Annotated in this window: 14 protein-coding genes; 7 read left to right on the forward strand and 7 right to left on the reverse strand. The window is 67.0% G+C overall.

Annotated features, from left to right (window positions below):
• Positions 1-28: 28 nt before the first annotated feature.
• Positions 29-469 (forward strand): hypothetical protein, encoded by a 441-nt coding sequence (locus ABZ293_RS03145; RefSeq protein ID WP_355177022.1) that lies wholly within the window; start codon positions 29-31, stop codon positions 467-469.
• A gap of 107 nt (positions 470-576) precedes the next feature.
• Here ABZ293_RS03145 and ABZ293_RS03150 read toward each other — a convergent pair whose 3' ends face one another.
• The 5 genes from ABZ293_RS03150 to ABZ293_RS03170 all read right to left on the reverse strand — a co-directional run bounded on the left by ABZ293_RS03150 (position 577) and on the right by ABZ293_RS03170 (position 5,591).
• Positions 577-1,260, reverse strand: a complete 684-nt coding sequence (locus ABZ293_RS03150; RefSeq protein WP_355177023.1) for an endonuclease V — start codon at positions 1,258-1,260, stop codon at positions 577-579.
• Positions 1,261-1,315: 55 nt separating this feature from the next.
• Entirely contained in the window at positions 1,316-1,807 is a 492-nt protein-coding gene (locus tag ABZ293_RS03155; RefSeq protein ID WP_355177024.1) for a GNAT family N-acetyltransferase, read from the reverse strand.
• Positions 1,804-2,415, reverse strand: coding sequence for an acid phosphatase (locus tag ABZ293_RS03160; protein WP_355177025.1), 612 nt, complete (start codon positions 2,413-2,415; stop codon positions 1,804-1,806). The genes ABZ293_RS03155 and ABZ293_RS03160 overlap by 4 nt, the downstream gene beginning before the upstream one ends.
• A 130-nt stretch (positions 2,416-2,545) precedes the next feature.
• Positions 2,546-3,784 carry a hypothetical protein gene (locus ABZ293_RS03165; protein WP_355177026.1) on the reverse strand — a complete coding sequence of 413 codons (1,239 nt, stop codon included), beginning with the start codon at positions 3,782-3,784 and terminating at the stop codon, positions 2,546-2,548.
• Positions 3,785-3,887: 103 nt separating this feature from the next.
• Positions 3,888-5,591 (reverse strand): DEAD/DEAH box helicase, encoded by a 1,704-nt coding sequence (locus tag ABZ293_RS03170; protein WP_355177152.1) that lies wholly within the window; start codon positions 5,589-5,591, stop codon positions 3,888-3,890.
• 453 nt (positions 5,592-6,044) lie between these two features.
• Between ABZ293_RS03170 and ABZ293_RS03175 the strand changes: the two genes are divergently transcribed.
• From ABZ293_RS03175 to ABZ293_RS03185, 3 genes are all read left to right on the forward strand, one after another.
• Entirely contained in the window at positions 6,045-6,902 is an 858-nt protein-coding gene (locus ABZ293_RS03175; RefSeq protein ID WP_355177027.1) for a hypothetical protein, read from the forward strand.
• Positions 6,903-6,993: 91 nt separating this feature from the next.
• Positions 6,994-8,049 carry an alpha/beta fold hydrolase gene (locus ABZ293_RS03180; RefSeq protein ID WP_355177028.1) on the forward strand — a complete coding sequence of 352 codons (1,056 nt, stop codon included), beginning with the start codon at positions 6,994-6,996 and terminating at the stop codon, positions 8,047-8,049.
• A gap of 92 nt (positions 8,050-8,141) precedes the next feature.
• Positions 8,142-8,858: a ferritin-like fold-containing protein gene (locus ABZ293_RS03185; RefSeq protein ID WP_355177029.1), complete on the forward strand. Its 717-nt coding sequence runs from the start codon at positions 8,142-8,144 to the stop codon at positions 8,856-8,858.
• On the opposite strand, the gene ABZ293_RS03190 is transcribed toward ABZ293_RS03185, so the two are convergent.
• Complete coding sequence (locus ABZ293_RS03190; protein WP_355177030.1) at positions 8,859-9,689, reverse strand: helix-turn-helix transcriptional regulator; 831 nt, start codon at positions 9,687-9,689, stop codon at positions 8,859-8,861. It abuts the gene before it with no gap.
• Between the two features lie 102 nt (positions 9,690-9,791).
• On the opposite strand from ABZ293_RS03190, the gene ABZ293_RS03195 reads away from it, so the two are divergent.
• Entirely contained in the window at positions 9,792-10,340 is a 549-nt protein-coding gene (locus ABZ293_RS03195) for a YceI family protein (protein ID WP_355177031.1), read from the forward strand.
• Between the two features lie 271 nt (positions 10,341-10,611).
• Positions 10,612-10,839: a DUF3107 domain-containing protein gene (locus ABZ293_RS03200; RefSeq protein WP_062984284.1), complete on the forward strand. Its 228-nt coding sequence runs from the start codon at positions 10,612-10,614 to the stop codon at positions 10,837-10,839.
• Between the two features lie 87 nt (positions 10,840-10,926).
• Here the strand turns inward: ABZ293_RS03200 and ABZ293_RS03205 are convergent, their stop codons facing one another.
• A complete protein-coding gene (locus ABZ293_RS03205) occupies positions 10,927-11,592 on the reverse strand; it encodes a TetR/AcrR family transcriptional regulator (RefSeq protein ID WP_355177032.1) in 666 nt (221 codons plus the stop codon).
• A gap of 418 nt (positions 11,593-12,010) precedes the next feature.
• On the opposite strand from ABZ293_RS03205, the gene ABZ293_RS03210 reads away from it, so the two are divergent.
• Positions 12,011-13,006, forward strand: coding sequence for a DUF3152 domain-containing protein (locus ABZ293_RS03210; RefSeq protein ID WP_355177153.1), 996 nt, complete (start codon positions 12,011-12,013; stop codon positions 13,004-13,006).
• Positions 13,007-13,233: the final 227 nt, after the last annotated feature.

Here is a 13,233-nt window from a genome sequence, read left to right on the forward strand (position 1 = left end):
GCCGGGAAGTGCGTTCTAGGCTTGGCGCGTGGCGGACAGCGGCAAGGACGAGGTTGACAGCGGCGCGCGGGCCGAGGGCGTGCCGGCGACGGTGCGTGGTGCCGGCGGGTTGGTCGCGCTGGAGGGTGCGGTCGCGGTGATCGTGGCGATCGTGCTGATCGTGCGCGGACTGCTCGGGCACGATCAGAGTGCCGCCAGCGGGTACGGCACGGCCGCATGGTTCGGCATTCTCGGCGGTGCGGTGCTCGCGGCCGGTATCGGTCTGGTGTTCGGACACCGGTGGGGACGGGCCATCGCCGTGATCGCGCAGGTGCTGCTGCTGCCGGTGACCTGGTCGCTGCTGACCGATTCGCATCAGCCGGTGTTCGGCGCGCTGCTCGGCGTTGTGGTGATCGGCGCACTGGTGCTGTTGTTCGCGCCCGCGTCGAATCGCTGGATGGCGGGGGGATACCCGACACCGCCGAGCTGACCGGCTTACGTCGGGTATCCCCAGACGCTGGATTGTGACCGGGACCGCTTCGCTCACCCGGTCGATGTCTGCCTATTCGGGGGTTGCAGATCCGAGCGAGCAGGGGTTCAGCGCACGGTGGCGTCGCGCAGTGCCCGACGGCACAGGTGATCGGCCTGCCGGGTGGTCTCGGGCTGGCGGTAGCGCGGGGTGAGTGCGAGCACCTGCGTGCATGCGGTGTCGAGGTCGATGAGATGTCCGACCGAGACGAATACCGGTTTGATGGCGCGCTGGGTGCGCAGGGCGCGCCCGACGAGCTGACCGTCCATGGTGATATCGCTGGCCGCACCACGTTCCGGGCCGGGCGGCCGATAGTCGCCCCACGGTGTCTTGGCGACGCCGATCGTCGGTGTGCCCGTGCGGATTCCGACATGGCAGGCCAGGCCGAAGCGGCGCGGGTGGGCCAGTCCCTGGCCATCGCAGATGAGCAGATCCGGTGTGGTGTCGAGCTTTTCGAGGGCGGCGAGGGTGGTCGGCAGCTCGCGGAAGGAGAGCAGACCCGGCACGTAGGGGAAGGTGACGGTACCGCGCGCCACCGCGGATTCGACGGGTTCAAGTGTGTCGCTGTCCAATACGACCACCGCCGTGGCGACGATGCCGGTCTCGTCGTCATAGGCCGAGTCGACTCCGGCGATGGTGCGGAACCGTGGTGGGCGCGGGTCGGATGCAATCACCAATGGCCGCAACGCATCCTGGACAGCTATCGCATCGTCCGCGGTGGTCGGCCATTCGGCCGGTGTGTCAACCTTCATCGCTGTACTCGAAATCCGAATTGCGCCAAGCTGATTCACTACCGAACGGATTCGGTCACCAGGCTTCGGCCGCGAGCTTGTCGATGGCCGCGCCGGTGAGGCGGTAGCCGACCCATTCGTCCTGGGGGTTGGCGCCGATGGATTTGTAGAACTCGATGGAGGGTGCGTTCCAGGTCAGCACCGACCAGTCGACCCGGCTGTAGCCATTGGCAGCGGCCTCCTCGGCGAGCGCGGCGAGCAGCGCCTTGCCGTACCCCTTGCCGCGGGTCTCCGGCTTGACGTACAGGTCCTCCAGGTAGATGCCGTGCACGCCGGTCCAGGTGGAGTAGTTCAGGAACCAGATCGCACAGCCGACCACACCCGTCTCATCCGCGGCGACGTGGGCGAAGACCGCGGGCGACGGTCCGAACAGGGCGGTGTGCAGCTGTTCGGTGGTGAGTGTGCACTCGTCGCGGGCCTTCTCGTATTCGGCGAGGTCTTCGACCAGGCCGACGAGCGCGGGTATATCGGCGGGGACGGCATGGCGGATCTGGCCGGGGTGAGTCATAGTGCGGCTCCATTGTTGGCGGGAACTAGGTTGTGCGCCAGGATGGTTCGATCCTCGTGTTCGTACCCGAGGACGGTGATCGCGGCGGTGGACATGGCAAAGCGCCGCCCCTCCCGGATATCGAGTTCGGCCCAGCGGGCGATCAGTGCCCGGGAGAAATGACCGTGCCCGACCAGCACGATATCCCGGTCCGGCAGCGTGGGTTCGACCGATGCGAGCACGCGGTCGGCGCGGGCGCTGACCTGCGCGGCGGTCTCGCCGCCCGGCACAGTTCCGGTCCAGATGGTCCATCCTGGATCGTGCTCGCGGATCTCGACGCTGGTCCGGCCCTCGTAGTCGCCGTAATCCCATTCGGCCAGATCGTCATCGACGACGGCATCGGTGAGTCCGGCGAGCGCCGCGGTGTGCACGGCACGCTCGCGTGGACTGGTGAGCACCAGCGGGTCGCGCAGCTTCAGCTCGCTCAGCAGTCCGCCCGCGGCGCGGGCCTGCGCCGCACCGCGTTCGGTGAGCGGCAGATCGGTGCGGCCGGTGTGGCGCCGCTGCTTCGACCAGGTGGTTTCGCCGTGCCGGAGCAGGACCAGCCGGGCGTCGTCGAGTGCGGACATAGCTAGCCCGCCTCCCCGAATCTTTTGCCGGTCGTCGGTGCCTCGATCGTCATCTTCCGGGCCGGCGGCAAGTGGGGGCGGATTCTTGGCCGTGCCCGACGAGCTACCCATGTTCTTACTAAATCAGTCATCACGAGCCCAGTGCGTACATCTCGGCTCCGCGTTTCTCCAGTACGGTCGTGCCGAGTACGGCGAGCGAGATGGGGGAGCCGTCGTAGCCGGGGCGGGCCACCGGAATCCGGGTGACCTCGGTGCCCGAGGTGGGGTCGAGGACAGCGATCGCGCCGTCCACCGGCATGAGCAGTCGGCCCGCCATGAAGACCGGGCTGCCGAGTGCGCCGGGGGCGGCCCAGATCGGATCGAATGTGCTGGCGTTCAAGGCGATCAGGCTATTGCCGGTGAATACCAGGAACAGTGAGCTGATCCGGGTGGTGGTCGTCTTATCGCTCAGCGGTGCGGAGAGTTGGTGCACCACCAGCGCATTCCCGGTGCTGTCGAAGACCTCGAGTCGCGGCGCGGTCGCCTCGGCGCCGGCGGTCGCCGCCGCACCGGGTAGGTACACCACGATTCGGTTGTCGGACACCGCGATTACGCGCGCGTCGGGGGAGTCCGCGCCGGTTCCGTTGAGTATGTGCGAGCCGTACTCTTCGGGCACCGTATTGTCCTTCGGTGCCGGATTGAGGACGGTCAGGCGGTCGGTGGGGTCTTCTGGGCAGCGCTCGAGTACGGCGAGCCGGGTGGAGCTCGAACTCGACGAGAGCAGTTTGCAGCCCTTGCGCGGCTGGGTTTTCACATTGACCGGTGCATCGACATAGCCGTATTCGATGGTGCGCACCAGATCCGAGCGCCACATTTCCAGCCGCCGCGGTCCCTGGGCCAGCACATAGGTGCCGTCTACGGATAGCTGCACCGCCGGATCCATATAGCTGCTGCGCGCGGTTCGCCGTGAACCGTCCTCACCGGCCAGCAGGATGGCCTGGCTGCAGCCGCGCTGATCCTTGTACACCGCGATCACCGTGCCGAATTGCGATTCGACGCCGCACAGGGATAGGTCGCGGCGATAGTGCCACAGGTCGGCGCCGGTGCGTGGATCGTGACCGGTGACCGTGCCGTCCGCGCCGGTGACCACCGTGCCAGCGGCCACCAGCGCGCGATTCGCCGCGGGGTCGGCGGCATGCCAGAGCTCGTGCAGACTGGTCGGCACCTGATCCGCGGCCGCCGGAGTGGAAAGCGGATGTTCGGCCGTCACCGACTCGGTACCCCTGGCGTCACTGCGCGCCCACACCACGACTGCCGCGATCACCACGACCACGGCGATCGCGACTGCGGAGATGATGTCGGCGCGCGTTCGCCGCTCGGGTGCGAGCACGTTTGCGAGACTACAACGTGTCGGCCGACCGATGTGAGCGGCTCTCGTCCGGATTGCCCCCCCACAGGCGCGCCCGTCCATGACGGACGCGCCCGGGTATCAACTATGCCGATGCGGTAACCGTCGCGGGGGCGGTATCCGCGGCCACTTCGTCCGCGGGCTTGCGACGGCGGCGGCGACGGCGCGCGGGCTGATCGGTGGTGTCGGCCTCGTCGGAGCTGGTGTCCGCCGCGGCGGGTGCGCCGTTTTCGTTGTCGCCGTTGCCATTCGACTCGGTGCCGGGCTCGGTGTCTCCGGCGGACCTGCGGCGACGGCGGCGGCGACGGGCGGGCTTATCCGCCGTGTCGTCGGCGTCACCGTTCGGCGCGGTGTCGGATGCCGCTGCGGCGGTATCGGTTTCGGCGTCGTCGAGCGCATCGCCGTCGGTGCCGTTGACCGCGCCGTCGATCGGCTGGCCGCCACGAGTGCGTCTGCGATTGCGCTTGCGCGGCGTGCGGGCGGGGCGCTCGACCACTTCGGCGTCCTCATCGCGCACCGGCCTGGCCTTGCGGATCGTGCCGGTGACACCTTCGGGAATGCCCAGGTCCGAGAACAGGTGCGGGGAGCGTGAATACGTCTCGACCGGGTCCGGGATGCCGAGGCCGAGAGCGGTGTCGATGGCGGCCCAGCGGTTCAGCTCATCCCAGTCGATCAGCGTCACCGCGACACCGGTGCGTCCGGCCCGGCCGGTGCGCCCGATCCGGTGCACGTAGGTCTTCTCATCCTCCGGGCACTGGTAGTTGATGACGTGGGTGACGTCGTCGATATCGATGCCGCGCGCGGCGACATCGGTCGCGACCAGCACGTCGATGGTGCCCTTGCGGAATTTGGCGAGCGCCTTCTCCCTGGCGATCTGCCCGAGGTCACCGTGTACGGCGCCGACGGCGAAGCCGCGCTCGGCGAGTTCATCGGCGACCTTCTGTGCGGTGCGCTTGGTCCGGGTGAAGACCATGGTCGCGCCGCGGCTCTCGGCCTGCAGCACCTTGGCGATCAGCTCGCTCTTGTCCAGTGCGTGCGCCCGGTAGACGAACTGCGCGGTGCGGTCGTGCACGGCGGAGTCGTGTGGCTCCTCGGCGCGGATATGGGTCGGCCGGGTAAGGAAGGTGCGGGCCAGGGTGATGATCGGGCCCGGCATGGTGGCCGAGAACAGCATGGTCTGGCGCTGCGCCGGAACCATGCCGAGAATGCGCTCGATATCGGGTAGGAAGCCCAGATCCAGCATTTCATCGGCCTCGTCCAGGACGAGTACGCCGATCTTGCCGAGAATCAGGTGGCCCTGATCGGCCAGATCCATGAGTCGGCCGGGAGTTCCGACCACGACGTCGACGCCCGCGCGCAGTGCGGCGATCTGGGATTCGTAAGGGCGGCCGCCGTAGATCGAGAGCACGCGCAGTTGACCCTGGTGGTTCTTCAGGTGCTTGCTCGCGTTCTCCAGATCCTCGGTGACCTGAATGCAGAGCTCACGCGTCGGCACGATGACCAGTGCCCGCGGGGTGCCGTCCAGCGGGGTCGTCCCGGAGTCGGCGGTGGTGATCCGGTGCAGCAGCGGCACCCCGAATCCGAAGGTCTTTCCCATACCGGTGCGGGCCTGACCGATGAGATCTTCACCGGCGAGTGCCAACGGCAGGGTCAGTTCCTGAATTGCGAAAGTTCGTTCGATTCCGATCTCACCGAGTGCTCGCACGATTTCATCGCGAACCCCCAATTCGGTGAATGTCGGGGCGGTGTGGGATTCGTCCAGTTCGGCGGTCAGCAGCGTATCTGCCAGACCTGGTTCTTGTTCGACAGTGATCTTGCTCAGGTTCGTGCCTTCCTCGTTATCGCGTCACGCGCGCACGAGGCGTGGGGCGGACCGGTCGGTCCGCGACGACCACGTATCCGCCTGTGATACTCACCTCGGCCACTGCCCTTGATGTCGGCGGGAGCTCGTCGTCGTGTCGGCTACCTCGGGAGACATCGGCGCGGCGCAAGGGTGATGCGGATCTGGTGCGCGCACATATTCCTGAACGTCGAAAACCTCGCCGCCGGAACTCTGGCGCCCAGGTGATCGGCGCCTCGATGGGACGAAATTTCCGTTGTCCGCAGAGATTGTAGCGTGATATTGTGCACGGCTCGAATTGCAGCCACGTTAGCGGCCGCATACGGGTCGCTGGAAAAGGTCCGCATTTCCGGGGCAAAAGTCCGGTTTCCTCGTATCGCTCTTCGACGTACGCTGCGCCACATGGTAATTCACTTGGCGCGCCGAATCTGGACCACGATCGAACCGCTACATGATGTGGTGTATTTCGGTGCGGGTGTCAAGGAGGCCGGAGTGGCGCTCGGGTTGCGCGGATTCTGGCAGACCTACTTCGCGTTCCGGGCCGCTCCGCTCGGCGCGGTGAGCGCGGGCACGGTATCGGCGACCTTCGCCGGATTCCATCCCGATATGGTCGGCAAGGCGGTGCCCGACGCGTGGGTCAGGACGACGCCGGGGGAATGTCTGGCGGCCCGGCTCGACTATTCGACCGGTCTGTTGCGCGGGGCCGGAGCCGGTGACGCCGAATGCGCCCGCGCGGTGGATCTGCTCGAACCGGTAGCGCGCGCGGCCGATGCGACCGGCCGGGCGCTCTACGCGGCGAATGCGGAATTGCCCCTGTCCGCCGATCCGGTGGCCGCGCTGTGGCAGCTCACCACCACACTGCGCGAGCACCGCGGTGACGGACATGTGGCGGTGCTGATCAGCCACGGGCTGACCGGATCGCAGGCGCTGGTACTACAGGTGGCGGCGGGTAAGGCGCCCGAATCGGTGATGCGGCCCGCGCGCGGCTGGTCGGAGCAGGAATGGTCCGATATCGCCGACGAGTTGCGGGCGCGCGGGTTGATCGAAGGTGAGCCGACCGGCCCGGCGCTGACCGGCGCTGGCGCCGAATTGCTCGATCAGGTGGAGGCCACTACCGACGAGGCCGCCTGGAACGGCGCGTTGTCGGCGCTGTCGCAGGACGCGATCGCCGAGTTGACCGATACGCTCGCGCCACTGGTGCAGCGCGTCCAGGAAAGCCTGGTGCCGCCGATCAACCCGATCGGCATGGTGCAGAGCTGAATCGGCGTGGCGTACGGCGGAATATGCGGTGGTGCTCACAAAACGAACTTGCCTGTTACCGCCGGTACCGAGATGTGAGAGATTCTTGGATGTGAGTCTCACCGACACCGTCACCATCGCTGCGCGCAATGCCTGGGCGCTGACCTTCGGCCAAGGCGTCGAAACACCGGATCCCGCCCCGTCGACGGTGCTGTGCGATGAACCGCATCGGCAGCTTCGCCGCTTCGAGGCGGGTGAATCCGCCACTGCCACAACGGATTCGGCGGTGCTGCTGGTGCCGCCGCTGGCCGCGCCCGCCAGTTGCTTCGATCTGCGCCCCGATCAGAGCGTGGCCAGATTCCTGCTCGAGACCGGCCGCACGCCCTATGTCGTCGACTATGGCGAGATCACCTTCGCCGACCGGCGGATGGGCTTCGAAACCTGGATCGACGACATCCTGCCGGAGGCGATTCTGCGCACCTCTGCCGATCGCGAGGGTAAACCCGTCGATCTGGTCGGCTGGTCCATCGGTGGCACTCTGGCGCTGCTGACCGCGGCGGCGCACGCCGAACTGCCGATCCGCTCCATCACCGCGGTCGGCTCGCCGCTGGACTACGACAAGATGACCGGCATTCCGCAGGTGCGCGCGGTCGCCAAATTGACCGGCGGCATCGCGACCTCGACCGCGGTGCGCGCGGCGGGCGGCATTCCGGCCGCGCTGACCAGAATCGCCTACCGGGTCACCGCATGGGACCGCGAACTCACCCGACCGTGGTTCGTCGCGAGCAATATCGCCCGCACCGAAACCCTGGCCAAGATGGAGTCCATCGACCGCTTCATGGCGCAGATGCCCGGCTATCCCGGCCGTTTCTACGGCCAGCTGTGGGGCCGCCTGATCCTCAACAACGACATCGGCCGCGGCGTCGTGTGGCTCGGCGACCGCCGCATCGAATTGGCCGAGGTGACCGCGCCGGTGCTGCTCGTGGGCGGACCCACCGATGTCATCACCCCGGCCGCCGCCGTCGCGGCCGGGCAGCGCACCCTCACCGGTGCGCGGTTCGTCCGCTACGAGACCGCCCCCGGCAGTCATCTCGGCATTCTCACCGGCGAAACCGCGCGCGATACCACTTGGACCTATCTCGACAAGTTCCTGGCCGAGCTGTCCTGAGCCACCGCCGGTTCCGGGCGTTCGCCGCCACGACTCCGACATGTACCGGGATGACGCTGACACGTAACGGGCCGGGGCTAGGCTGTCTCGATATGGGAGCACAGTCATCCGCAGCGCTAGGAGCACGGCAAGCTGCCGCGCAGGGGGTTTCATTGTCCGGCTCGTCCTTCGCGGCCGATGATCTCGGCGTGGTCGACCTGTTCGCGGTGCTCGCCTACGGTGAGATCTCCGCGTTCTATCGGCTGGCCGAGGAGGCCAAGCTATCGCCGACGCTGCGTGGCAAGGTGGCCGTCGCGAAGATGGCCGCCGCCGAGATGCGGCACTTCGAAACCCTGGAGTCCGCACTGGCCGAACGTGGCGTCGACATCTTCGACGCGATGGCGCCGTTCGTGCGTGCCCTGGACGCTTACCACGACTCCACCGATCCCTCGACCTGGCTCGAGTCGATGGTGAAGTTCTACGTCGGCGACGGTATCGCCGCCGACTTCTACACCGAGATCGCCGGTGCCCTTTCTCCCGAGGTCGCCGCCGTGGTCCGGGATGTGCTCGCCGAGACCAGCCACTCCGAATTCGTGGTCGAGGAGGTGCGCCGCGCGGTCGCGACGAGCCGCTCCGAGCGCGACCGGCTGACCCTGTGGGGCCGACGGCTGCTCGGTGAGGCGATCACCCAGGCGCAGTACGTGATGGCCCAGCGCGATGAGCTCACCGAGCTGGTGCTCAGCGCGACCGGTGATCTCAACGGCATTGCCGCGCTGTTCGAGCGCATGCAGGCCAGCCATGCCGAGCGCATGGCCGTGCTGGGCATCTGATCAGTCGTTCACGGCACGGACCAGTCGCAGGCCGGGGGATTGCGCCTGCGCCTGATCGGTGAGGCAGACGACGATGCTCTGATCGCGGTCGCCGTTGAGCGTTTCGAACGGGATATCGATATGGCCGTGCTCGGGATGGTCGAAGCGCAGCGTGCCGGAGATCAGTTCGTCGACATGTTGTGGCTGCCAACGGCTTTCGAATTCCGGATATTCGCGCAGGGTGGCGATCAGGTCGAGTAGCCGGTCCTCGCCCGGCCAAAGCACGGTTGCCCGGCGCAGTGCGGCCGAGAAGCTGTCGGCCACCTCGTCCCAGTTGCGCAGTACCTGCTTGGCGCGCGGATGGGTGAAGGTGAACCAGGCCAGATTCGAGGTTTCCGGATCGTCGAGCAGCCCAAGGGGTTTCGCGATGGCCTCCCACGCCGGATTCCAGCCGAGCACATTGAGCCGTCGCCCGAGCACAAAGGCCGGAGTCGGCTGCAGTGCACGCAGGATGGTCTCCATCGCGGATGTCGGATGTTCGGCAGCGGATTCGGTCGTGGGGCAGCGGGATTCGTTACTCGAAGTGACGGCGAGCCAGCCGAAGTGATGGCGATCCTTACCGTCGATCAGCAGCGCCTGCGCGAGCGCATCGATGACCGCGCCCGAGGGGTTGGTATCGCGGCCCTGCTCCAGCCGGGCCAGATAGTCGGCGCTGACTCCGGCGCGCACCGCGACCTCTTCGCGGCGCAGGCCCGGGGTCCGGCGGCGGCGGCCCTCCGGGAGACCCACATCCGAAGGCCGTAACTGGGCGCGCCGCGCCACGAGGTACTCCGCGAAGGGGTTCGGTGCCATGCGTTTCATCGTGCCCTGTCCTGGGATGGTTAGCCGCGCCCTGCGGGGTCCAGGATAACGGCGGTCTGGTTAACGGACCACGGTCCGGTCATGGTTTATCGCATGACATCTTCTACCGAATCCACCACCGCCACCGCGCTCGCCCCGGGTTCCTGGACCCTGGACGCCATGCACTCCCAGGTCCAATTCACCATCCGCCACCTCGGCATTTCCAAGGTCCGCGGCCGTTTCAGCAAGTTCGAGACCGAGTTCGTCGTCGACGACAAGGGCTTTGCCACCCTCGGCGCCACCATCTACCTCGACTCCTTCGACACCGGCAATGCCGACCGCGACAACCACGTCCGGACCGCCGATTTCCTCGATGTCGCCAACCGCCCCACCCTGACCTTCCGCGCGGTCGAGCCGGTGCAGGTCGCCGAATCGTTCGTGGTCGAGGGCGAGGCCACCCTCGGCGGGATCACCAAGCCGGTCACCCTCGACGTGGAGTGGGGCGGTGTGCAGGTATTCGCCGGAACCGGGGACCGGCATGCGGGTTTCTCCGCGACCGGCGCCATCAAGCGCACCGACTTCGGCGTCGGCGGCCCGCTGCCCGGCATGCTCAGCGATACGGTCAAGATCGAGTTGGAAATCCAGCTCATCGAGCCCAAGTAGTGGCATTTCCGCCGAGTGGGTACGGCGTTCGCGACAGGCGAACGTCAGCCCGCGCGCTCGGCGGAGCGGGCTGTCGATTCCGGACGTGACCACTGATTTCGCAGGTACATGGGTAACTCGTCGGGAACGCCCAGAGCTGAATTGTTGCCCGAGGCGTCGGCCGCCGACGTGGATTTCGCGGCTGCTAGTGGGGCGCTGAATACCCGGGGAGGCGGGGGAGCATTAGCCTTGATTTCGACAGCACACAGGACTCTAGGTTCGGAGGTTGGCCGTGGAGGTCAAGATCGGTATTTCGGATAGCCCGCGCGAGCTCGTGATCAATAGCGGGCAGACCCCGGACGAGGTCGAGGCGCTGGTGTCCGGTGCGCTGAGCGGCGAGGGCGGCGTCGTCGCGCTCACCGACGAGAAGGGCCGTAAGTTCCTGATCCAGGCCTCGAAGGTCGCCTACGTCGAGATCGGCGCCGCCACCGGCGGGCGGGTCGGCTTCGCTGCCGTCTGAGCCGAACCGCGGCACGACAGCCAACAGCCCCTGCACTCACGCGAGTGCAGGGGCTGTTGTCGTTTTCGTCCGCGGTGTCGGCTCGGCTCAGTTGATCGGGTGCAGCGGCACGTGCGACAGACCGCCCCAGGCCAGCGCGACAGTGGTGTCGACCGCCTCTTCCTTCGGGATCGGTCGGTCCGCCTCCAGCCAGTACCGCGCGGTGAACTGGCTGGTGCCGACCAGCCCGACCGCGAGGATCCGGGCCCGGTAGGGATCCAGGCCGGAATCGTGGGCGACCAGATCGAAGACCGCGTCCACACAGGCCTCGGTGGCCTGCTCGACCCGGCGCTGCACCTGCGGCTCGCTGATCAGATCGGATTCGAAAACCAGTCGGAAGCCCTGCATTTCATTGTCGACGAAGTCGAAGTAGGCCTGCACGGCGGCACGGACGCGCTGACGGTTGTCGGTGGTCGAGCGCAGCGCCTGGCGCACACTCGACACCAGCATGTCGACGTAGTTCTGTAGCACCGCCAGGTAGAGCTCGAGCTTGCTGGCGAAGTGCTGATACAGCACCGGCTTGCTGACTCCGGCGCACTGCGAGATCTCGTCCATGCCAGCGGCGTGGTAACCGCGTTGCACGAAGACCTCACTGGCCGCCAGGAGTAGCTGTTGACGACGCTCGTCGCGCGGAAGCCGGGTACCGCGCTTGGTCGGCGCCATGGCGTCGGACGACGTTCTGCGCGACGTCATCCGGTCCACGAGGTCAGTCATTTCGGCTCTCCCAGTCGATGCCCCGGTTATATGGGGTTGTACACCGGGTATCCAATGAACGATACCCGGTCGTAGCTCACATGCGGCTCGGGGCCGGAGATCAAGCCCACTCGGTGAGATATGTCGCATCCGTTCCGGCCCGTATCCGGCCCGGTTCAGCGGTATTGCCCCCTGTGAGACGCTGGTCAGTGTGACCGACCGCGCGGAAAGATCCTCCGGCGGCGGGCGAGATGAGCACCGCCCCGCTGGCTACACCGCGTTCGGTTCCGTAGTCTCGGGCCCTGTGGAAAGGCCGGACCCCGAGGTGCGTACGGGGGCAGCCGCTAGAAATGGTGCTGCTGCCCGAGCTCGCGTCGAGGTCTCCAACGACCGGTCGTCCAGACTCGGGGCGGCGCAGCGGGATAAGAGCGATGTCGAGATCTACGATCCGCTCGGCCTGTACGAACCGCCCATCGATCGCTCCTATCAGCCGCTGCGAGCGCGCTGGGATCCCACCGCCGCCGACGAGAATCGCTCGCGCCCACCGAGACCGGAGCGCGATGCCAAGAAACAGAGCGCACTCGGTCGCTTCATCCGCACCTACGGTTGGCGTGCCTACGCCCTGCCCGTGCTGTTCGTGGTCACCGTGCTGGTGATCGTGGACGCGGTGCGCGGCGGCACCGATCCCGCGAAGATCGCAGGCGGCGCACCGGGATTCGGGCAGCTCAGTCCGCACACGGCCTCCGCCGGCATCATCGGCGCACCGCCCGGCGACGGCCACTTCCCGGCCAACCTGCCGACCGGTGCGCTGCCCGACGGTGGACCGTTCACCGAAATCGGTGCGGGCACATGGCATGTGGTGCCGGGTAGCACCGTGCAGGTGGGCACCGGATCGGGATCCCAGTTCAAGTACACGGTCGAAATCGAGGACGGCATCGACACTTCCGGATTCGGCGGGGACGAATCCGTTGCCAAGCTGGTCGACAGCACACTGAACAATCCGAAGAGCTGGGCGCACGACAGCAAATTCGCCTTCCGGCGCATCGATCACGGCGAACCGGACTTCCGCATTTCGCTGGCCTCCCGCGAATCCTCGCGCAAGGCATGCGGTTTCGATATTCCGATCGACTCCTCCTGTTTCAATGCCGACCTGCGCCGGGTGGTGCTGTCGGAGGTGCGCTGGGTGCGCGGTGCGCTGGCCTTCGAGGGCGATATCGGCTCCTACCGGCAGTACCAGGTCAACCACGAGGTCGGCCACGCCATCGGCTATCACCAGCATCAGCCGTGTGAGACCGACGGCGGGCTGGCGCCGGTGATGATGCAGCAGACCTTCGGCACCAAGAACAACGACATCGCCGCGCTCGACCCCGACGGCGTGGTCCCGATGGACGGCAAACGCTGTCGGTTCAACCCCTGGCCATATCCCCGCGGGTGAGTCTGTTCGCCGTGCTTTCGTGTGATGGTGCTGGCGGCCGTGCTTCGTGTGATTGTGCCGATGGTCGTGCCTTGCGTGACTGAGCCGATGGCCGTGTCTTCGTGTGATGGTGCTGGTGGTCGTGCCTTTGCGTGATGGTGCTGGTGGCCGTGCTTTCGTGTGACGGTGCTGGTGGCCGTGTCTTCGTGTGATGGTGCTGGTGGCCGTGCTTTCGTGTGATGGTGCTG

Origin of the sequence: Nocardia sp. NPDC005998 (genome assembly GCF_040614395.1) — a bacterium.
Taxonomy (GTDB): Bacteria; Actinomycetota; Actinomycetes; order Mycobacteriales; family Mycobacteriaceae; genus Nocardia.